At 52.1% G+C, this 22,482-nt stretch carries 17 protein-coding genes; 4 read left to right on the plus strand and 13 right to left on the minus strand.

Annotated features, from left to right (window positions below):
- Positions 1-175: 175 nt before the first annotated feature.
- The 3 genes from FGI41_RS15395 to FGI41_RS15405 form a co-directional block, all read right to left on the minus strand.
- Positions 176-859 carry an SdpI family protein gene (locus FGI41_RS15395; RefSeq protein WP_139491255.1) on the minus strand — a complete coding sequence of 228 codons (684 nt, stop codon included), beginning with the start codon at positions 857-859 and terminating at the stop codon, positions 176-178.
- Positions 860-881: 22 nt separating this feature from the next.
- On the minus strand, positions 882-1,724 hold the full coding sequence (locus tag FGI41_RS15400; protein WP_139491256.1) for a YtnP family quorum-quenching lactonase: 843 nt from the start codon (positions 1,722-1,724) through the stop codon (positions 882-884).
- 62 nt (positions 1,725-1,786) lie between these two features.
- Positions 1,787-2,086 carry a hypothetical protein gene (locus FGI41_RS15405; RefSeq protein WP_139491257.1) on the minus strand — a complete coding sequence of 100 codons (300 nt, stop codon included), beginning with the start codon at positions 2,084-2,086 and terminating at the stop codon, positions 1,787-1,789.
- Positions 2,087-2,329: 243 nt separating this feature from the next.
- Between FGI41_RS15405 and FGI41_RS15410 the strand changes: the two genes are divergently transcribed.
- A complete protein-coding gene (locus FGI41_RS15410; protein WP_176560289.1) occupies positions 2,330-6,547 on the plus strand; it encodes a GGDEF domain-containing protein in 4,218 nt (1,405 codons plus the stop codon).
- A 924-nt stretch (positions 6,548-7,471) separates the two neighbouring features.
- Here the strand turns inward: FGI41_RS15410 and FGI41_RS15415 are convergent.
- Positions 7,472-8,506, minus strand: coding sequence for a homoserine dehydrogenase (locus tag FGI41_RS15415; RefSeq protein WP_139491259.1), 1,035 nt, complete (start codon positions 8,504-8,506; stop codon positions 7,472-7,474).
- A gap of 59 nt (positions 8,507-8,565) precedes the next feature.
- Positions 8,566-10,563, minus strand: a complete 1,998-nt coding sequence (locus FGI41_RS15420; protein ID WP_139491260.1) for an NADPH-dependent 2,4-dienoyl-CoA reductase — start codon at positions 10,561-10,563, stop codon at positions 8,566-8,568.
- Between the two features lie 153 nt (positions 10,564-10,716).
- Here FGI41_RS15420 and FGI41_RS15425 point away from each other — a divergent pair, with 153 nt between their 5' ends.
- Entirely contained in the window at positions 10,717-11,613 is an 897-nt protein-coding gene (locus tag FGI41_RS15425) for an NAD(P)-dependent oxidoreductase (RefSeq protein ID WP_139491261.1), read from the plus strand.
- Between the two features lie 156 nt (positions 11,614-11,769).
- Here FGI41_RS15425 and FGI41_RS15430 read toward each other — a convergent pair whose 3' ends face one another.
- From FGI41_RS15430 to FGI41_RS15450, 6 genes are all read right to left on the minus strand, one after another.
- Positions 11,770-12,237, minus strand: coding sequence for a hypothetical protein (locus tag FGI41_RS15430; RefSeq protein WP_139491262.1), 468 nt, complete (start codon positions 12,235-12,237; stop codon positions 11,770-11,772).
- A gap of 418 nt (positions 12,238-12,655) precedes the next feature.
- The gene (locus FGI41_RS15435) at positions 12,656-12,961 is read right to left on the minus strand and encodes a hypothetical protein (RefSeq protein WP_139491263.1); all 306 of its coding nucleotides are present in this window, start codon (positions 12,959-12,961) and stop codon (positions 12,656-12,658) included.
- Between the two features lie 234 nt (positions 12,962-13,195).
- The gene (locus FGI41_RS15440) at positions 13,196-14,647 is read right to left on the minus strand and encodes an LCP family protein (protein ID WP_139491264.1); all 1,452 of its coding nucleotides are present in this window, start codon (positions 14,645-14,647) and stop codon (positions 13,196-13,198) included.
- A gap of 214 nt (positions 14,648-14,861) precedes the next feature.
- On the minus strand, positions 14,862-15,005 hold the full coding sequence (locus FGI41_RS25010) for a hypothetical protein (RefSeq protein ID WP_176560290.1): 144 nt from the start codon (positions 15,003-15,005) through the stop codon (positions 14,862-14,864).
- Between the two features lie 90 nt (positions 15,006-15,095).
- Complete coding sequence (locus FGI41_RS15445) at positions 15,096-16,007, minus strand: pseudouridine-5'-phosphate glycosidase (protein ID WP_139491265.1); 912 nt, start codon at positions 16,005-16,007, stop codon at positions 15,096-15,098.
- On the minus strand, positions 15,991-16,950 hold the full coding sequence (locus tag FGI41_RS15450; RefSeq protein ID WP_176560291.1) for a carbohydrate kinase family protein: 960 nt from the start codon (positions 16,948-16,950) through the stop codon (positions 15,991-15,993). Before FGI41_RS15450 ends, FGI41_RS15445 begins: the two co-directional genes overlap by 17 nt.
- Before the next feature lie 113 nt (positions 16,951-17,063).
- Here FGI41_RS15450 and FGI41_RS15455 point away from each other — a divergent pair, with 113 nt between their 5' ends.
- Together FGI41_RS15455 and FGI41_RS15460 are read left to right on the plus strand one after the other, a co-directional pair.
- Positions 17,064-18,395 (plus strand): GNAT family N-acetyltransferase, encoded by a 1,332-nt coding sequence (locus tag FGI41_RS15455; protein WP_139491267.1) that lies wholly within the window; start codon positions 17,064-17,066, stop codon positions 18,393-18,395.
- Positions 18,396-18,558: 163 nt separating this feature from the next.
- The gene (locus FGI41_RS15460) at positions 18,559-19,806 is read left to right on the plus strand and encodes an MFS transporter (RefSeq protein WP_255298484.1); all 1,248 of its coding nucleotides are present in this window, start codon (positions 18,559-18,561) and stop codon (positions 19,804-19,806) included.
- Between the two features lie 155 nt (positions 19,807-19,961).
- Here the strand turns inward: FGI41_RS15460 and FGI41_RS15465 are convergent, their stop codons facing one another.
- Both FGI41_RS15465 and FGI41_RS15470 read right to left on the minus strand, forming a co-directional pair.
- On the minus strand, positions 19,962-20,255 hold the full coding sequence (locus FGI41_RS15465; protein ID WP_139491268.1) for a hypothetical protein: 294 nt from the start codon (positions 20,253-20,255) through the stop codon (positions 19,962-19,964).
- A gap of 155 nt (positions 20,256-20,410) precedes the next feature.
- The gene (locus FGI41_RS15470) at positions 20,411-22,465 is read right to left on the minus strand and encodes a YecA family protein (RefSeq protein ID WP_139491269.1); all 2,055 of its coding nucleotides are present in this window, start codon (positions 22,463-22,465) and stop codon (positions 20,411-20,413) included.
- Between the last annotated feature and the right edge of the window lie 17 nt (positions 22,466-22,482).

Below are 22,482 nucleotides of genomic sequence, written 5' to 3' on the forward strand. Positions count from 1 at the left end.
ATCGACATGCAGCCGTATGGCTTCACGTTTAATCGATTCTGGATAGCTTTGAAACTTCTGTCCTTTTACTGCCATAAAAAATGCACCCCCTAAAGTTCATCGGTTAAACCAGGGGGTTTTTCCAATGACTACTTTAAGGGGTGCACTTCAAACCTGCGGAAGCGGGGGTTTCTCTTTATCCATGTGCCTGTGTTTTGGGTATGTGCGTTTTTTTGCGGTGCAGCCAATACGAATAGCTGGTGGAGACGCCGACGGTCAGCACGACCATCCCGCCAGTCAGCCAAGCGGCCCACAGCGGTGGCACGAATGCCCCGATGAGCACCATCACACCTGTGAGCATCCACAGCGGGCCTGTGAACGCGTACGTGCGATGCCAGTTGTCTGCGTCCTGCAGCATCCATGGCGTCCGCCAGCCAAACGAGGTGCCAAACGGAATGTTGACCATAAAATTCCCCAGCAACAGACACACCGTACCCAAACCAAGCATCACATACACATACACACCCACCTGTTCACCCATGTTGATCATCAGAATAAAGCCCAGTGTCGCACTGGCAAAGATGGTCATGATAAAACGGATGAACTCGGTGATATGTCCAATGCTAAGCCTGCTCTCTGTCTTAAAATCAATATGCCGAAACGCTTTTAGCAAAATCGGGATGCCAAGCACAATCAAGCCATACACGATCAAAAAAACGATCTTGCTCTGGTAATTGTTCGGCTCGTTATCCCACCCAATCTGAATGGCAATGGGATCAGGCAGCTTCGTGTACAACAAAATGGCAGCGATAATAGGCACCCATGCCACGGTCAGCAAGATGAGGTCAGACCAACCCCATTTCCTGTACGGTCGAGCCATGTTGATTGTTTCACCACCGGGATTAGCTCTGAATCTCAATGTTCTCCACCATCTCACCCTGTTCGTTCCACTTCACGGCACGGTAGACTGCATCATGGTAGAAGGTAAACCAGGAGCCGTCCTGAACCCCTTTGGGAATCCATTTTTGCTTGGCATAGATCGCGGTCATCGGGTAATCATCATAAGCCATCACCCACAGCGGATTCTGGTGTGCATGGGTGGCCATGATGTCAGCCAGGTGCAAGGCAGATTCCCCGTTGGATTCCATCCGTATAATCGCGTGCCCTTCGCTGTGGCCGCCAGTGTGGAACATCTCGATACCGGGGAGAACAGTGATAGAATCAGTATATGTCTGAACCTGGGAATGGACACTGCGCCAGTTCTCTTCCCAATATGTATTGCGGGAGCGGATATTTGGATTGCGCATCTCATTCCATTCGATTTCTTGTACATAGATGGTCGCATTCGGGAAGGTAGAGACCAGCTCATACCCTTCTTTCGACACAAGACCGTTGCAATGGTCGTAATGCATGTGGGTCATCATGACGATGTCGATATCTTGTGGAGTGAGACCAAGCTCCGCCAATGATTCGACAACCTGAGACTCTTCCACCAGTCCATAGTTACGCTTCTGCTTGTCTGTTAAGCGGTTTTTTCCGATTCCTGCTTCGATCAACAGGTTTTTGCCGTGTGCCTGCACGAGGATCGGGTCCGCACGTAAAGGAATTTGGTTGAGGTCATTGCTTGGATAACGCTTGCTCCAGAGCGGCTTTGGAACCACTCCAAACATAGCGCCTCCGTCAAGCTGCGTCAAACCTCCGCGCAGCCAGGTTAAACGAAAATCTCCGATCGTCAATTGGTTCATATGCGTCTGATCCTCCTTGGAAGTAAAGCGACTAGACAAAAAGCACCCCAGGTTCGGGTGCTTTAATTTTTTTCAATTAAAGTGATAGTTCGGCTTGGAGCTGCAATCTCTAGAATAACATCACTTGCAATTGCTTGAATCGTTAAATTATCTTGTTTGTGTCTTTTGAGGCTGAGCTGTGCCACTTTTTCTGAGTCGTGGTACAAACTGATCAAGGTGTCGCCGTCTGTTTGCTGAGATTCGCCGCCTGCAATAATGTTATATCCTGCAGGGACATGAAAGTTCCAGCCTTCTACAACGATCTTTTGTTCTCGACAGAATAGAATCTGACGCTTTCCTAACATGATTTTGTTGTCGCTCATCTCCAGGCCACCTTCACTTCCGTAGAAAATGTTACATAGCTATTGTGCAACGAAACTCAGGCAAAAGAAAGGCTTTCGACAAAATATCTCATAACTAGACAACCTTTGTCTGATGTTATCTAATGGTGAGGCTTTTCTGACAGAATAATTTCAAGTAAAATAAAGTTAATTATTCTATTCACGGAACGGAGTGACGTCATGGATTTGGCTTATACAGTCTCATCCGATTCCTCCTCACGGTGTATGATCTTGACGCATAGCCGCCACGCTTCGACTATGCTCTTTCAAAAAAAGGTCTGGAAGTACTTCACCTACACCCTGATTGAAGAACGGTTGAACAAGTGGAGTAGGGCCGCCCATGAAGCTTATTTTCGCCGGCCGATAAGCTGGCATAAAATAGAGGACGAGCTTCACATCGACCTGCCCCCCCTGCCCAGCGGATTTACGCCTTTTGTCGAACTCTCGGGTTATCCTCTTGACGACTCCGCCAAGACACGCCTGCTGATCGGAGTTTGTGAGGCACTGACTCATCTACATATACATGATTTTTATATGGGCTTCCTATTGCCTGAGCTGATTTATTTTCACCCCGACACCTTAGAGATCATCATCGACCTACAACCATACCCCTCAGGCCTGCCCTTCGTCAATTTTCTGTTGGACGATTATCCGTTCATCCACTTCTCTCGCTTCACCCGTACCCACGATATGTCCCGCATTTCCGATTTTTACGCAGTTGGACTGCTGATCCAATATACCTTTACCAACTCACTTCCCCATAAACCTGGCGAGGTCAATGCCAATCTGCCAGATGCCATTCGTGACCTGTGTGAAAAATTAGCCCATTCGCCGGAGAGCTTCCTGTTCATTGAAGAGGTGGCCGACAGCCTGCGAGCGATGATTCACGAACCAATCCCTCTGCGCCCTGAGCTGGTCAATACCTCTGCCAAATGGCTGCACCCGATGGACCCACCAATCTCCCGTGACAATCAGGATGCGCTTCGCTCTTTTTTGCGTTCGCATGAGCACCGTCTGATCGGGCTGGTCTGCGAGGATGAATCCACCCGCTATCAGGTCATCAGCCAGCACTTTAATGAGGTGTTGGAGCACCACTTTTTCTTCACGATCATGTGCCGGAATCTGCCATTCGCCACGCTTCGCGAACTGATTCACAGAACGATCACGACAGCCATGGTCTATCTGCCTGATTCGGTCAACAAGCTTCGCTCTCTTTCCCGCAAGTTCGACGTGCTGCTCAAGCAGCATCATGAAGGCCCTGAGATCGTCCGCTCTCTGACCGACTGGTTGGTCGTCTTTTTCCGGGAAATTCTGCCGATGTTCCAGCTGCAGAGCTTCTACTATTACTTCGAGGGCTGTGAGAATTTTGACGAGGATTCTCAGCGGGTCTTTCTCTTGTTCTGGGAAACGTACGGCTCCCAGATCCCTGGTCTGCATGCCGTGTTCAGCGGGTGCCTGCCGCCTAAGCTGATTCCAGAGCTCAACATCACCCCAATCGAGATCGGCGGTGTGGGGCAGGATGTCTATCGTCGCTTGATCATCTCCCAGCTGGGACGGGCTGAGGGAGCACTGGTCAATCAGCTGACCACGTGGATGATGGAGCACGAGCTGGAGCACCGCCATTGCAGCGCGATTTTGGAAGATTTGATTGAGAACGGTGATATCTATCTGACCCGCCAAGGCTGGAGGAAGGCTGAATCCTTCCATTTGGACATGGAAGCCTTGTCTCCGCAAAAATGCTTTGACAAGCGGATCGCCCAATTGTCCGAGTTCGAGCTGGAGATGCTTCGTGTCTTCGCCTGTCTGCCGATGCCGATCCGTGCCAAGACGCTCTATATCACCAACAATCTGGATGTCAATGAATTGAGCACCCTTCTCTCCCGCTTCTCAAAGCTGGGTCTGATGGAGGTCTTATACGAGGACAGTGTGTTCGTCACCCGCGATGTAGCGACACAGGTGCTCCACGATCTGCCTGGCAGCGAGCAGCAGATCTACTATCGCAAAGCACTGCCCCTCCAGCAAAAATATATTTCCAACTCCTATCCGCCATTGATCGAACTGGCGCGGATGGCTGGGGATGACCGTCTGGAATACTTTTTCCTAATCAAATACTACCGCCAGCTCCGCACCATGCTGTCACTTGACCAGCGCAAAGCGATTCTGGAAAATATCAGACAGCTGCAGCACAAGCTCGCCCGCCTGCAGATTCTCTCATGGGATCGGTTGCTGTATCAGATCTATATGCGTCTGAACCTCTACTCGGAAGCGGAAAATCTGGCCTTTCATCTCTATGACCGCACCCATAAAGAAGCAGACCGGTTCCGCTGGATGCAGATCCTGTTGTTCCGCAACAGGCTAAATCTCCCCAATGTGCGTCAGGAGCTGCTCGATTTTGTGACCGATCCGGCCAATGATATCAACGATAAGATCAGAGCCGGGTTCCTGCTCTCTTATGTAGACTTCTTCATCCCACTGCAACGGGAAGGCGCTGAGAAGGTTCATCACTTCTATATCCACGAGTTTTACCCGAAGCGGCAGATGTTCTCTACCAGGGTCTTTGCCGAGTTTACGATGTGTTACGCGATTCTTTTGTTCACCTACTTCCACGAGCGTGATGAGTGGGCGACGGTCCTGTTAGCCAAGCTGGAATCCGTGCTGGAAAAATCGCCGCACTATGACCTCCTGCTGGAGCTGTACAACTCGTATATTTTTAACAATAACAACCGGATCAGCCATAAATACAACCAGCGCTGTCTGGAAACCTCCCGCCGTTACGGATTCAAGACCAAGGAGCAGGTCAGCCACCTCAACGGAATGGAGATCGGTCTGTTCCAAGGAGACCTGCCGAGCTACCGCTATCATCTGGAACGCTTCCCACATGTCGGCGAGATCAAGCGTACCGATCTCTCGGAGCAATTCTACATGCACCAGTTGCTCTACGCGATCGAGTGGGAGGATTGGGACTCTTACTACAAGCTGGAAGAAATCGTGTTGGCTAGCGGGTTGACCACCTCCACCCTGTATCAATGGGAGATGCACATCCGCTACTCTGCCTTCCGCCGCCACAAGCAGCTGCCGCCTCCACCGACCTGGAAAGAAGAGAATGCCTCCTCCCTGTTCGTCGGAGCGCTCTATGCGATTGAGGAAGGCGATTATGAAAAAGCATGCCACCAGTTCCAAGAAAGCATCATCTCCTCCGGCTTCCGCCTGCAATCCGGCTGGTCGTACCGCGAGATGATCGAGCTGCTGCTGCAGATGGAAGCGCCCGAGACGGGGTATTGGCTGGAGCAGTTTGAGCTTTATCTCAAGCAGTACGGCTATGATGTATTCTGGCCGGACTACTTCCGCCTCTCTGCTTACTGGGCGATGAAAAAAGGCGATTCCCAGCGCAGCCTGCTCTTCCTGCGCCGCGCGATCAACGGCTATCAGATGATCGAAAAAGAGAACTGGATGAGACAGCTGACCCACGATCTCAACCATGTGGTGAAGCCGACCATGATCGACGATGAATCTCCGTTGCTTGCACACGAACCGGTCCGCCAGCTGGTGGCCGAACGTGAGCAGCTGCTGCATCAATCCCTCGATCTGTTGATCATCATTCAGATGAGTGAGCTGGTGACAGAGACCCTTGATCTGGATACTACCTTCCAGCGCCTGACCCACGCCCTGTTCGAATATTTCCCTGTCACCCATGTGCTGATCAACTATGAGCTGTTCTACCGCAAGGAAAAAGTCTACTTCTCCTCCTCTGGTCACATCGACAACCATGAGCTGCTGCGCTACCAGAGCCGCAATAAAAATGAAGTGAACTACACCTTCCCGCTCTACCAGCAGGGACAGCAGTCGATCACGATGGATGTGCATGTGCAGGATCTGGAACCGACCAAGCTGCAGCACATGGAACACTTCCTCTCCTTCATCAAGCCGCATATCGCCAATGCGCTCCTGTATATGGAGATGATGATTGACAACCTGACCGGATTCTATCAGCGCCGTTATTTCCTCGACAGGCTGCAACAGGAGCTGGAGCTGTCCAAACGCTACGGCCTCGATCTCTCACTGATCATGCTCGACATCGACAACTTCCGACTGGTCAATGAGTTCGGCCATCAGGAAGGGGATAAAGTGATCCGTGAGCTCTCCGATATCGTCCGGACGATCCTGCGGAAAAACGATATCCCCGGGCGCTATGGCGGGGAGGAATTCCTGCTCATCCTGCCCAAAACAGACGGCTTCTCCGCGGTCCGCCTCGCCGAAGAGCTGCGCCAGACCATCGAGGAAGAGTTCTCTCACGGCCGTCCGTACAAGGTCACCGTCAGCGTAGGTGTCTCCTCTCTTGAAAAATGCCATGCTGATACCATTGACGAGCTCATCCGGCTGGCAGACGATGCCGAGATCGCCGCGAAAACAACTGGTAAAAATAAAGTAATCACCGCTTGGTAACCCGGTCTTATTACTCTATGATCATCCAATATCTCACCGCATCAAATAAAAAACCTGCTAGGGATGTCCCCGGCAGGTTTCATTATTTTCTGATTATTCAATGGTAATTTATCTTTATAGTCTTGAGCTTAGTCTTGAGCTGGCAAAGTGCCTTCTGGAATCCGATTGCTGTAGTATTTGTAGCAAAAAGTTCCGATTACCACGTTAGAAATGAGAAGCACAGCTGCGATTGTTGCCATTAGGGTTCACCTCATCGGAATTTTGATCAATCATGTTGTAATTATGGCGAAATTGTGAATGATAAGTTCATTATATCGTCAAACTCTTTTGCTGACAATACAATTTTCAAAAAAAGTTCACAACTGTGGGAGTATGTAGTTTGGGGCGGTGGAGAGGCGGCGGCTGGCAAGTTGCTTGCCTAATTGGACTGCCGCTAGGGGGTCTGACTGTCCGCTTCGAAAGAAGCGAGGGCTGAGACCGGGTCAAAAAGGGTTCGAGGAAGCTTAATCGTACGAAGAGGTTTGCCCCTCAGAGGATTCGAAGAAGCCTCATACGCCCTCGCTTCTTTCTACGCTGGGAGGAAGTCCAAAAAGGCACGCTCCTTGCCAGCCGCCGCCTCTCCAGCCAACCGTAGTGGTAAAAGAATCGAAAAAGATTGAACTGCAAATGCAAATGATTTTGAACTCCAAATCATTGATTGGTAAACAAATACAAAAAAGCTGATCCGGCTCAAACATGCACGGGTCAGCTTCTTTTCTCTTCCCCCTCTCCCCTAATTTCGCAGGGGAGAAGCTGTTTCAAGCACAGAGTGTGGGGAGTGGAGTATCTGTTTGTAAGGAGACCGGCCCCCTCATCGAGGGGGGAAAGGCGACTGGAAAACAGATACTCCGCTCCCCACACTCCCCCGCCCGCAAACAAAATCCCCTACGAAAACCTCCCCAAGATATGTTCAAAATCTTTCAAAGCAGCTGCCGCAGCCGCCCGAGGATCAGACTTACCGCCAATCACCAGGAGCTCACCCATCACATCTGTAGTGATCTGGATCGCCTTGGTAGATCCCTTCACCTGTGTAAACGGATGCTCCACCGAAAACAGCCTCAGCCCCACCTCTGCCTGCACTCCAGCTTCTGTGCGGCGAATCTGGCCGACCAGCTTCGGTACAACATGATCCTGCTTCCACTTCGCGATATCCTGCGGGGTCACACCCGAAATTCCCTCCCGCTTGATATCAGTCAGTTTCACATCGGCTCCAAAAGCAGCATTGGCAAGAATCGTCACTTTGCAGGCGGTATCCCAGCCCTCCACATCAAAGCTCGGGTCAGGCTCGGCGATGCCACGGCTCTGCGCTTCCGCAAGAGCAGTCTCGTAGGTCACTCCATCCTCCATCATGCGGGTCAAGATGAAGTTCGTCGTCCCTGTAAAAATACCAGTCATCTCCCCAACCGTGCACCCAGCAGCATTATATGTCACCAGATCAATGGTAGGGAGTGCCGCAGCGGTAGCTCCGCTGATTTTGAGCATGGCACGCTTGGACTTGGCCAGAGCAGCCAGACCGTGGTAATCGTAGACCAGCGCCCCCTTGGAGATGGAGACCGCATGCATGCCTTGGGACAGGGCAGCTTTGATATAACCATAGCCCGCCCCACCAGTCTCAAAATCAGTCGGTCCCGCTTCAATCAACACGTCTGCACCGCTCTTTTGCAAGAAGCTGACACCTGTATGTTCAGCCGAAAAATTCGGGGAGGCACTCACCCCGCCGTTTGCTCTGGTGAGCGGGGTCAGTTCCTGCCAAGGCAGACCGTCAGCCTGGTAAATGCCGCCCTTGGAGTTGCTGGCGGCGATCAGGCGCACGTCAGCTTGGTAGGTATCGAGGTAATAGGCTTGGCGTTGGGCCAGCAGATCTGCAACATGCCAGCCCACATTGCCAAAGCCCGTAATCGCGATGTTCCAAGTTTTCACGATGTAAGCTCCTTTGTTCATCCGTTACACCAGATGAATTTTACCCCTATTATACACCCTTAAATCTGACGGGCCACCAGTGTTCCTTCATAAATCGCACGTTTGGCATCCAGCTCTCCCGCTTCTTTTGCCCCACCGATCAGGTGAACGGGGAGACGTCCTGCCAGTGCTTCATAGAGCTGGTTGTTTGGCGTAGCCCCCGCCGCGATGATCACAGTATCTGCCGGGATCGTCTTCTCTTCCCCTTTTTCGATGATGACCACGCCCTCAGGAGTGATTGCTTGATAATCGATTTCGGTAATCATCTCGACCCCTTGGCTTTTTAACAGAGCGATCGTGGCCCAGCGAGTCGTCTTGCCAAGACCTGTACCGACATGATTGCCACGGCGCAGCATGGTGATTTTGCGGCCTGTGTGCTGCATGCGGTGAATCATTTTTGGCTCCAGAATCCCGAAGGCGGCGAGATATTGCCCAGCCTCTGCGCTGACCACGCCATTGTGGAGCAACAGGTGGGACATGTCACATGCGATGCCGCCCGCACCGATGATCACGACGCGTCTGCCTACGGCTGCACGGCCTTCGAACACGTCAGAATAAGAGACGACATGCGGAAGATCAACGCCAGGCAGATCAGGCATCCGCGGTGTGACACCTGTCGCCACGACCACTTCCTCAAAGCCTTCGTTGATCAGCGTATTCGCATCTATCTGTGTACCAAGACGCGTCTCGACGCCCAGTTTGTTCAATTGCACTTCATAGTAGCGAAGTGTTTCGTTGAACTCGCTTTTGCCCGGTACACTGCGCGCGTAGTTGAGTTGACCGCCGATCCATTTGCCTTTTTCAAAAAGAGTCACCTCATGCCCGCGAAGTGCCAGTACACGCGCTGTCTCCAGACCAGCAGCACCTGCTCCGACCACTGCGACACGTTTACGCACCTCGGCAGGTGTGATTGCCAGATCAAGCTCGCGGCCTGCCAGTGGGTTGACCAGACACGAAGCCGGTTTGCCGTCGAAGACATGGTCAAGACACGCTTGGTTGCATGCGATACAGGTGTTGACCTCGTCGAAGCGGCCTTCCTGGCTTTTGTGGACGATCTCGGCGTCGGCGAGGAACGGACGGGCCATTGAGACGATGTCACATTGACCTTCGCCGAGGAATTTTTCGGCGAGACGGACATCATTGATCCGGTTGCTTGCGATGACGGGTACCGATACGGCCTGCTTGATCTGCGCCGCCACCCAGACGTAAGCACCGCGTGGAACCATCATCGAGATGGTCGGTACTTTGGACTCGTGCCAGCCGATCCCGATATTGAGTGCGTCAGCGTAAGGCTCTACCATTTTGGCAAAACGGACGGTCTCTTCCGGCGTGGTGCTGTTCGGGATCAGATCAAGTCCGGACATGCGGAAAATCACTGGATAATCCTGCCCCACCGCTTCTCTCACACGACGGGCGATCTCTGTGCCAAAACGTGCGCGGCGCTCAAAATCACCGCCCCACTCGTCTTCGCGGATGTTGGTCACAGGCGAGAGGAACTGGTTGATCAGGTAGCCCTCCGAACCCATGATTTCGACTGCGTCATAACCGGCTTTTTTGGCTCGTACTGCTCCATCGGCAAAAGCCTGGATCGTCTGCTCCACCTCAGCCGGACTCAGCTCACGCGGCACGCTGCGGTTGATCGGTGCCTGCAGCGGTGAAGGCGCGACCGGGTCAAGACCTGTATGCTCCTTGTACGCATAGCGCCCGGCGTGGAACAGCTGCAGCGCAATCCGTCCACCTGCCTGATGGACAGCATCGGTCACCACCTGATGACGCCCGATCTCCTCGTCCTTGTTAATATTCATCATATAATGACCGCCGCCACCCTCTGGCGCCACAGCGGCCCCGCCTGTCACGATCAGACCTGCTCCCCCACGGGCACGCTCCGCATAAAAAGCAGCCAGCCGCTCTTCCCCACGATCCAGCTCCTCCAGCCCAACGTGCATCGAACCCATCATAATCCGGTTTGGCAAGGTCATCTTCGCCAGCGTAATCGGTTGAAAAACGTTAAACAGCATATTCCCACACCCTTTTCTTTTGAATGAATATTCATTCAGTTCCTTATCTTTTATTTTATCATACGGTAAGCGATTACAAAAACACTTTTCACTTGTCCCCCCAGAGGGCTGGGAGTAAACTAGGGATATCATTTTTGGAAAAGAGGGATTCCTATGGAACGTATTGGTTTTATCGGCCTTGGCACGATGGGTCTGCCAATGGTCAAAAACCTGTTGAAAGCCGGCTTCTCCGTCCGCGTCGTCTCCCGCAGCCGCGGCCCAATCGACACCGCCATCTCACTTGGCGCGACCGAAGCACTTCATCCACAAGATCTGGCTGAGCAAGTCGATATCCTGCTCACCTGTCTGCCGCTCCCTGCCAGCATCGAGGATGTCTATTTCGGCGAACATGGTATCCTGTCAGCAGATCTCACCGGCAAGCTCGTGATCGACCACAGCACCGTATCCCCGCTCCTCAACAAACGCTGCTATGAAGCCATCCAGGCAAAAGGCGGCTCTTACATGGATGCACCGATCAGCGGTGGTCCGATGGGCGCAGAAGCAGCGACGCTCGCCATCATGTGCGGCGGTGGGGCCGATGACTATGCACGTGCTCTGCCTGTTTTTGAAGCGATGGGCAAATCCCTGTTCCACATCGGCGAGATTGGCAATGGCAGCATCGTCAAGCTGATGAACAACTACGTGATCGGCGTCAACACCGCTGCACTGGCCGAGGTCTTCTGTCTCGCCACCAAAGCAGGCGTCGACACCGATCTGATGCAGCAGGTTCTCGCCGCAAGCACAGGCGACTCCAAGATGCTCCACCGGATCGTCCCGCTCGTGCACCAGCGCGATTTTGCCGCCCGCTTCAGCAACGAGCTTCTCTATAAAGATATGAAGATCGCCGGCGAACTAGCCCAAGCCTATGAAATCGATATGCCGGTGCACAAGGTAGCCGAAGAGATGTACCGCATTACAAAGGAGAATTATCCGAAAGAAGACATGGCTGCACTGTTCAAGGTATATGAGGAAAAGACAGGTGTAGTCGTGAAGGGCAACAGCGAGAAGTAGGATAACACGTACATACTAACGGGAAAACGCGAACCAAACTACTCACGGTGTCATTACCTGATACCTGTGCGAGAACGGTTCGCGTTTTTTTATGTAGCTGATATGATAACGAAAATACGGCGGCAGTCCGACTGATTATTTACAATCCAAACCGATTTATAGTCTGACCAGCTGTCCCAAGTCAGCGGCGAACTTAGAGAGCATCTCATCCGTCTGCTGGTCCTCTTCTTCTGTACGCGGAATCTGCACCACAAAATGATAATCCAGCACAATCGATGCTTCGACCAGCTCGCCCACCTCGATGTAGCGGCGTTTTTCGGTCAGGCTGGCTTCCGCTACAAGCTCGCGTGCCTTTGCCCAGAGCGCCTGAGCGTCTTCGTAGCGGCCTTCTTCCTGTGGGTATTCAATCTCCACCTCTACCTCACACGCCGTATCCTCCAGCGGAAACAGGTGAATCGTCGCGACAGGCTTGTCCCACGCCTCTTCTGACTCGGCAAAGTACATCTCCACCTCATGATGCTCTTCCCCATGAAACACATCTGTCTCCGTCTTCGCCAACAGACTGGTGATCATCCCATGCTGGGACAGCTTCTCGTCCAATTTGGACACCAACACATCCATCATCGTCTCATTCCTCCTACAACGAACCAATATTTGCTACTCCCATCATAATGTCATGGGTGGTGAAGCGCAATAGAGGTTGGTTTCATAACGGTGACAACTGGTTATATGATGGTAGGAAATACCCGCAACCTTTTCCATTCCTCTCCCGTTTTAAAAAATGAGCAGTGCCGTAGAGGAGCAGGGTTCAGGCTGCAAACCTTTTTGAAGCCCCTCCCAGCGGAGAAAAAGCCAAGAGTGGGCCTGGCTTCTTCGAGTCCACTTAGGGGCAAACCCTTCGTTTGCATAAGCTTCCTCGAAACTTTTTGACCCGTTCCCACTCTTGGCTTTTTCGCAGCGGACAGTCTTGACCACCTTCGGGGCTTCAATGAGGTGAAGCAGCTTGAACCCTGCTCCTCTCTCCCGAGGCTAGACGAATTTTTTACGTAAACTCCCGTCCCAGATTTTTCCGGCTCAAGAATTCCGACAACCACACACGGCGCACATCTTTATTAGGGCAGTAGCCGAGAATATAGCTTTCGCCATCCATGTATTTTTGTTTGATCCATTCTTTGTGTTTGCGGAAAAACGCATTTTGGAATTCGAGCGGCATCTGCTGAAATTCTTCCATTGCTAAAGGATTCTGGAGGAAATAATCATCATCGTACACCACTTCTTCTTCGTGATGGCGGCTAATCACATACAGAAACAACAGCACCAAACCCGCATTCACCAAAAAAATTGTCATGTTACCCTCCCCTTTCCTTAAGCAAAACGGCATATGTTTATGACTAGAGATATAAAAATTTTCAGAAATTTTAGTTTTATTCGTAGTACTTTTATTTTATCATGTTTTTGTTTTTTGGTAACCCCTTCTTTGCATCGGACAAGCCAAAAATTTTACAGGAAAATAACAAAACGGTCAGCACCTCTACTTAACAGAGGGCTGACCGTTTTATTTTGGTTGATTCATATGGACAAATTATGTGGCTGGTGTAGTAATCGTTGCGTTCGGGTCGGACGGCTGCACAATATCCGGTGGTGGAGTTGTGGATGGGTCCTGTTCTGCCGGTGGTTCATTGACGATATCCGGCGGTGGAGTCGTACCTCCATTGTTAGGATCCGTCTGTGGTTCGGACGGAGTCGTCGGTGATACTGGCGGTTCAGCCGGAGTCGGCTCGGTCGGTTGCGTGTTGGTATCCTGCTCTGGTGGCAACGTCTCTTCCGGTTGCGGGTTCTCCACTGTCTCTGCTGGCTGCTCCTTAGGTGTCTGTTCTACCGTCTTTTTCTTGGTAGAACGTTTGCTTGAGGACGAGGATGTTGACGCAGCCTCCTCATAAGAAGAACCGGCAAAAGGTGAATCGTTCAGATCAGCTACCTGACTGCTGTCCACTTGCATCGCCGTTTGCAGCGCAGAGCGGATTTCGTCGCGTTTTTCACTCGGCAGCATGGTATAGCTGGTCGCGGCGTTCCAGTAACCACCGTTTTCGAGGGTGGTCACGTTGGACATATCCAGACCTTTGAAATCGTAAGCAAGACCCTTGATCTGCTCAGGAGAGAAGTCGGTGTGAATGTATTCGCTGCCCACTTCGATGACTTTCGGCAGATTCAGCAGTCCTTCCGGCGTCGTCATCTTGGACAGAACGGCGCGGATGACTTCCTGTTGACGACGGTTGCGGTCAAAGTCATTGGAGAAGTATTTCACACCGCGGTTGTCATGACGGTGACGGACATAGCCAAGGGCCTGTTCCCCGTTGAGTTCCTGGACACCCGGCTGCAGGTCAATATGTGTATCATCGGTCGGGTCATCGTAGACGAGGCGTCGGTCGACATTAACCTCGACACCGCCCAATTGGTCTACTACGGCTTTAAATCCGTTGAAATCTACCTCGATATAGTGCTCGATCGGAATACCGAGGATATCCTGAAGCGTCTTTTTGGTCAAAGTAATACCGTTTTCGGTTGCGGTCTGGCCTGACGCATTGGCTTGACGTCGCTCCATCTCGCCATTGGCAAAGACAGCATTGATCTTATGGTAACCGCGATAGCCAGGGATTTTCACCCGTGTGTCACGCGGCAGGGAGAGCATGGTGATTTGTTTTGTTTTCGGATCGATGACCGCAACGATCATAACGTCCGTATTGAGCGATCCCGTCTCTTTGCGGGTATCTCGTCCCAGTATCACAACAGACAATGGCTTGTCAGAGTTATAGGAAGGGTCGATGGTCGTCTGTGTACCTTCTGCATAAGGGTCATTGGCATTCTGGATGCCTTTATCAACAGCAGTGTAAATATTATAGGCATAGGCTCCTCCGGCAATCAGCAGGAACATAAACATGAAAAAAAGAATCCGGCGGAACTTACGGCGTTTCGCGGGTGCTTTCGCCTTCTTGGCAGGTGAAGCGGTGCGGCGTTTCGCAACCGATTCTTGCATATATGATCATTCTCCTTGTTGGCTGAATTTTATTAAGACTAGCATATGTAATGCTATATCGGTTAGACGTAATCGACAAAATGTTTGTTTCTTTCCTGTTAAAAAAACTACAACCACAATTGTAGCATATCCGAAAACTCTTTTGTATAAAAAAATATGGCATGAAAAAGAACCCGGCGCATAAATGAACCGGGTTCTTCCTGATATCAATCTGCTATTGTTTGCCCTGTGGGGCTTGGCTGAAGCCTTGAACAGGCTCACTCACGTTTTGCTGCTTCGCATTCTGCCCGGAATGATGGGCGTCGCCACCATGTTGGATGCTGTACTTGTCTGCTTTTCCTTTGATTTGCTTAGCCATACTGCACTCCTCCTTTATTCAGTCAGGATGAGTGTAGTGTGTGGCACAGACAAGCCTCTCATGCGGCAAGATCAATAGGATGTTGCTTCCTTATTTGCCGAGTTTGGCTAACTCGATAGCGATGGCAGCACCGACACGGGCATTGTTTTTCACCAGTTCGATGTTGGACGCAAGGCTCTTGCCTGCGGTGATCTCGCCGAGCTTGGACAACAGGAACGGAGTGACGGCTTTGCCTGCGATGCCGTTCTCGTCTGCTTCCTTGAGTGCCTGCTGAATGGCTGCTTCGATCTCGTCTGCCGGCAGGGCATGTTCCTCTGGGATCGGATTGGCGATGACGGTACCACCTTCGAGTCCCAGCTGTGCTTTGGAATGCAGAATCTCTGCCATCTCCTCAGCACTGTTCACCTGATAGTTGACAGCAAAGCCGCTGTCGCGGGTGTAGAAGGCAGGGAAGCGGTCGGTCTGGTAGCCAAGCACGGGTACACCTTGGGTTTCGAGATATTCGAGGGTGAGGCCGAGGTCGAGGATGGATTTGGCTCCGGCGCAGACGACGGCGACATTGGTTTTCGCCAGTTCGGTCAGGTCTGCGGAGATGTCCATTGTTTTTTCTGCACCACGGTGCACGCCACCGATTCCGCCTGTGACGAAGACACGGATACCAGCCATGGCCGCGCAAATCATGGTTCCGGCTACGGTTGTCGCACCTGTTTTCTTCTGCGCCATGATATATGGAAGGTCGCGGCGGCTTGCTTTGAGCACATCAGAAGCTTGTGCAAGCTGCTCGATCTCATCATGGCTCAAGCCGATCTTGATCACGCCGTCCATGATCGCGATGGTAGCAGGGACGGCACCGGCATCACGGATGATCTGCTCTACTTCGAGTGCGGTCTCGACGTTTTTTGGGTACGGCATGCCGTGGGAAATAATGGTGGATTCCAATGCGATGACGGCTTTGCCTTGGGCAAGGGCTTCTTGGATGTCTGCTTTAATCTGAATGTTCACGTAGGTAAGCCTCCTTGGCGGTATGTAGTTGAGCACGGTCTACGGTAGCAGCAGTGGAGTGCTCGCTCGACAGCGCGAGTCCTGCCATGCTGAGTCCGCAGGCCGTCTGTTCGATCAGGGATTCGAAATGTATCATACCGTACATGACTCCGGCGGTAAAGGCATCACCTGCTCCGGTCACATCACGGATGGTTGTGCTTGGGGCGGGCAACCAGCATCGCTGTGCATGATTTTCAACATAGACCCCCTGTGATCCGCAGGTGATCATCACACACGCGACCCCCTGTTCACGCAGAGCATGTGCGGCTCGTTCCACCTCTGCCGGTTCCTGTACGGTCAGGCCTGTCAGTCCGGCTGCCTCTTCCCTGCCCGGAGCAATCAGCGTGATCCCGTCGAGTAGTCCTTGGACAACCTCTGCTTTTTTCACGGATACAGGGTCGACGATGACAGGGCAGCCTTTTTCCACTGCCGTGCGGATGATCGTCTCTACCGCATGCCGTGGCAGGTTCGTGTCGATGAACAAGCCATCGGTCCCAGGCTTGATCAGGGACGTGACAAAAGCGAGCTGCTCGTCTGTCCACGTCAGATTGATCGCCATATCAGCGACCGCGACGACCATCTCCCCCGCCTCATCATGGGTGGCAATATAGCGGCCAGTCCGCTGTCCGGGAACACGCAGCATCCCGACGGTGCTGACCCCGCTCTGTCCAGTCATCTGGCGCAGCCACTCTCCATCTGTATCTTCCCCCACCAGCGCGCAAAGCGTCACTTCTTCACCAAGACGCGCCAAATTCTCTGCTACATTGCGTCCGACACCGCCTGCGGTCAGTCGGACAACCCCTGGATTGCTCGTATGATACACAAGGGGTGACGAGGGCTCTGCCTTTATATCCACATTGGCTCCCCCGATGACAAGCCAGTTTCCTTGTTTGGTATTCGTCATGGACATATCCTCCCATCGGGTGTATGATTTGTCACAACATTCCAATGATTATTGTAAAATCATTTTCTGTCGATTAAAATATTTTTACTACCAAAAACTAGGGGGTTACACTGATGAGCAAGATCACGTTGATGAACGAGCAGGATGTCCTTATGTACTCCTCCATCGTAGCAAATGCCTATCCCGGTATGCAATACACCACACCTGAAGGACGGGCCAAATTACAGACCCGCATGCTCAGAATCCATCACGAAGACGACATCTCCGGCTACTACAAGCTATCCCGCGACGGCCAGATGCTGGGCGGGATGCGGCTATTGGATTTTACCGTAAACGTTTTCGGTACAATGGTGAAGGCAGGCGGACTTGGCACGGTAGCGGTTGATCTTTTGCACAAAAAAGAAAAAGTGGCGTATGAGCTCGTCTCTGGATTTTTGCATCATTATAAGGAAAAAGGTGCCTGCCTTGCCCTGCTCTACCCGTTCCGGCATGATTTTTACAAGCAGATGGGCTTTGGCTACGGAACTAAGTCCAACCATTACAGCATCCGTCCAAGCGACCTGCCTGACGGGGAGAAGACACATCTGACCTACCTCACCCCGGAACAGATCGGCGAGCTCCGCGACTGTTATGACCGTGTGGCGCAACGGACTCACGGGATGATTGCCAAATCTGATTTTGACCTGAGTGCTACGGCAGAGAATCCAGAACATATCTACGTCGGCTACCGCCCGGACGGCAAGCTCCGCGGCTACCTGATCATGGCGTTCCGCTCAGGCAGTCCAGTGAATCCGTTCACCAACCACCTTCATGTAAAAGAGATGATCTACGAGACATCGCAAGCACTGCGAGCTTTGCTTGCTTTTCTGCGCAGCCAGGCGGATCAGGTGCAGCGGATCATCTACCAGACGCAGGATGAGTCGTTCCACCATCTGCTGAAAAACCCGCGAAATGATACCGAAGACATGTACCAATTCGTGACGGTGGAATCCAATGTGCAGGGTGTCGGCTTGATGTATCGGGTGATTGATACGAAAAAGCTGTTTGGTGAGCTTAGCGGGCACCGATTTGGAGGGAATGGCTTGGGATGTGGGCAAAGCTTCAACAATTCGCAGCCACTGGGAGACACTCCGGCCATGACCTCCCCTGCTGAATCCACATTAAAACTGAAGCTGACCATCCGCGACAGCTTTTTGCCGGAAAATGACGGCAGTACGATCGTTCATTTTACAGACGGCTATGCTCGTGTGGTCACTGACACGGGAGAATACGACGTGGAGATCGGAATGGATATCGCCGAGTTTTCGTCCATGATCATGGGGGTTGTCCCGTTCCGTCAGCTGGTGCGGTATGGGATGGCGACGATTTCGGATGAGCGTTATGTGGAGTGGGTCAATCGGTTGTTTGCGGCTGAGGAGAAGCCGTGGTGTAATACGCCTTTTTAAACACAACTTTCTTGAATCCGTTCAGCGGTTGACCTGAGATTCATCTTCGTTCAATATGTTGAAAAATTTGTTCATCTCTAAAATAAATAGATTATCAATCTATTTAAGTGGTAAAGTAGGTACATTACATGTAATTGAATAAAAAAACGGAGATGAAATCAAAGTGTCTACCAGTACCATCGCAAGTACCAGTCCTCGTACGAATCCTACGATTTACCGTGTACTGTTCGCTGTCAGTCTTGTCCATCTGCTCAATGATACGCTGCAGGCCGTCATCCCGGCCTTGATGCCGACCCTGCAGAAGAGCCTGCTGCTCACCTATACACAGGTGGGAATGATCTCGTTTGTTATGAACATGGTTGCCTCCGTGTTTCAGCCAGTGATTGGCTACATGGCCGACCGTAACCCGCGTCCGTGGCTGTTGCCGATAGCCGCTACCCTGTCTGGACTTGGGATGGTCGGGATCGCGCTGTCAGACCAGTATGAATGGGTGCTGCTGTCGGTGGCCCTGCTTGGTCTTGGGTCTGCTGTCTTTCACCCAGAAGCATCGCGGGTCGTCTACATGGCGGCAGGTGATCGCCGGGGCCTGAGTCAATCGATCTTCCAAGTCGGCGGGAATGCAGGCTCCGCGCTCGCTCCGCTGATGGCGATTTGGTTTTTCGTTCCATTCGGACAACCGGGGGCGATGTGGTTCACGATTCCGGCAGCTTTGGCTGTGACAGTGCTGATCTATATTGCCGTCTGGTATACAGGCAGACAGAAGAGCGCCAAGAAGACATCTGTCACCATTCCGCTTAATTATAAGAAAAAGCGCTATATCGCGCTTCTCCTGCTCGTCACCATCATCAGTGTCCGGTCATGGCTGTACTCCGGCATCCAAATTTTTTATCCGCTTCATCTGATCAATGACCTCGGGGTGAAAACCGAAGAGGCACAGGTCTACACCTTCCTCTTCCTGCTGTCTGGTGCTGTCGGGACGTTTTTCGGCGGTGCGCTGTCAGATAGGTTCGGGCATCGCAATCTGCTGATCGGCTCTACCTTGGGAGCATTGCCGTTTATTCTCCTGATTCCGTATGTACACGGCTTCTGGGCCTATCCGCTACTCTTCATCGGCGGGCTGGTCATGTTCTCCAGCTTCTCGGCGGCTGTGGTCTACGGACAGGAGCTTATGCCTGGACGGATTGGGATGATCTCGGGTCTGATCGTCGGCTTCTCCTTTGGGATGGGCGGAGTCGGGGCATCTGTTCTGGGAAGTATCGCGGACGTACAAGGTCTCTTTTTCGTCATGGTGCTCTGCTCCCTGATGCCGCTGATCGGTCTGTTAGGCTTCACTCTGCCAAAGGATTCCCAATTGCGGAAATGGGCAGATGAGCAGGAACAGGAGCTGCAGGCTGCCAGCACCAAATTGTAATGGAGCCAAGCATCATACACCCATACAAACGCTTGCGGCTTTTTGCCTACAGCATACGAAAAGGAACACCTCTCTGGCCGATCCGATCTCAGAGAAGTGTTCCTTCTTTGTATTGTATTCCACACCATTGGCCCAAGCGTATACGTGCAGTGGTTTTAGATTATCCAGACAAGCAGGAGCAGTACAGCCGAAGAAACGGCCAGCCCCTTCGTAACGCTTCCCGGGAGCTTTTGCCTGCCTGCTCCACGGTACCAGCCACTGAACTGCCAGACATTGCGGTAGAAAAGGAAAATCAATATCAGATTCCCCGCAAGCGCCAGCCAAAAACGGACGCCTTCCAGCACTTCCCCCATCAACGCCTGCTCGATCCCAAATAGGATAGATAATCCAAGGATCGCAATGATCACGATTCGAATCAGTTCTAACGCCGCTCCTGCTAAACTCCCCATGACCGTCTCCTCCCTCCTGCTTCCTATATGGTATACGTGTTACATCCCCTAGCCGTTGCATCACCGCGATCAGAATAAAAAAGGTGCCCCACATACGGGACACCTCTTTCTCTGCCATCCTATGACAGCTTCCTATTAACGCTTGTTTCGCTGAATTAAACCGGTACGTTAACCTCAACACCCAGCAATTCAGCAACGGTCGGCGGATACAGCTCAGGCGTACCATAGAGACGCCATTGGCCGTCTTTCGCTTTACCGCTGACACCGGAGATGAGCCAGCCTGGCTGCAGATTGAGGTCTGCTTTTTCCTCCAGCTTGAGGGTGAACAGCTCGTCGCCATTGCCCACCACCTGATAGCCGTCAGCTTGCTTTTCCAAGACGATGAGGGTCTCTCCGCTCACTTCTTCTGGGGCGATCGCTTCGTTTTTCAGGTTGGCACTTGCTTCTTTTACCAGGACACCGCGGATGCGGTATGCTTCTGGCAGCTCTTCCTTGATACCTGCGAGGAAGCCTTGCAGGTTGGCCATCATGGTGAGGCCGTGACGCTTGTCCAGCCACTTGAAGAAAGCGGTCAGGACGGACAACAGGTTGGTTGCCAGCGTCTTGGAAGGGGCATCGACACGTTGCAGGACATCATGGCTCAGGAAGTAAGCAAGCTCCTGCGGACGAATTGCTTCCCACGTGAAGCTTGGGCCGAATGCACTGCGTACGAAGGAGCGGAACAGGTTCATCGTCTCATCGTATTTTTTCACAGTGGACTCGGATTTGCCGGATGTCATCTCTTCGACGAAGGACGCGATGTCATCCAGGCGTTCTGGCAATACGGTGTACAGGGACTCCGGCAGACCCTCGATAAGCGGACGCTTGAGCAAATTGCCGATATGTACCTGATCGTTGTCCAGAGCCAGTCGCGGCTTGATCAGGTCGGTACGCATGAAACGCGCCAGACCTTGTCCGAGTGCTGTCTCTGCGTCGATCTTGGCGATCAGTTGCGCGAGTTCTTCGCGCGCTTCCGCTTTGTCAGAGGCTGCTACCAGTACTGGAGCCAGTCCGGACAACTCTGGATGCGCGGTCAGAAGCCATTTTTCTGCAAAATAGGTCTGTACCGCCCACTGCAGCACGCGTGGCGGCAGGGCCGGCTGACTAGTGATGAACAGGGTGCCTTGGCTAAGCTTGGAGCGAGTTGATGTGAGATGCTCAATCTGCTGCTTGATTGGTCCGATCAGCTGGAGTTGATCCGCAATCTCAGACACCTGCTGCTCATAGCCCTCGACCATCACGAGCTTTTCCTGAAGCAGGATCTCACCGGCTACCTCGTGCAGTTCCAGCAAGGAATTGTCGAATTCGGTGAACAGATGCTGCTCGGTATGCTTGGCGAATACCCATACATCCATAAAGGCATCGCGTTTTTTCAGTTCAAAAGAAGGCAGCTTCTCCAGCAGTTCGCGTACCTGATCGGTCGATTCCATCGCAAAATTGTAACGGATCATACCCTCTTCCCGCTTTTGCTGCGGTTGCTGGTAGCGTACTCCGTCCTGGATCACATGCTCATAGAGAGCCAGGGTACGGCGGCTGATATCTGCTGTTTCGTTGATCGGATGCTCTTGAGCAACACGGATCATCTGGTCTTTCATGAATGGCTGCAATACCACGCTTCCAGAGAACAGCATGTTGCGGTTGCCAAGACCAAACAGACGACCCATGATGATTTGGCCGCTTTCCACCCGTGCTTTTGGAGAAGCCAGGATGTAGTGCGTCTCATTGGTCGCAAGGTCGGTTACTCGCAACACCTCGTCTTCGTGACTGATCAGTTCGTACAGGCCCATCCGGAGATTGAGGAACGCTTCTTTTACCTCACGCTCCATCTTCTTGCCGTTGATGCTGACGAACTGTTTGATGAGAGAAGTGCCGTTTTGCTCAACGTCGAGGACGAACCAGTTAATAAAATGATCGGCCCATTGCGGATGAGTGGCTTCCTGCAGTGGCAATCCAGTGTGTGTAGCGAACTGCTCCCGCGCTTTGATGATCACTTCTTGTGAAATTTGGCTGGTGACAAATTTGGTCAGGCGCTCAATCCATTGAGCGCTTTCCTTGCGCAGGTTTTGTTCGCGGACACTGCGGATTTGCGTGATGGGAGTCACGACACCACAGCATTTTTTATACTTCTTGCCACTGCCGCAAGGACATTGTTGATTTCTGCCGACTGACATAATAGGGTGGTTCTCCT

Source organism: Brevibacillus dissolubilis, assembly GCF_006170445.1.
In the GTDB taxonomy this organism is placed as follows: Bacteria; Bacillota; Bacilli; order Brevibacillales; family Brevibacillaceae; genus Brevibacillus_B; species Brevibacillus_B dissolubilis.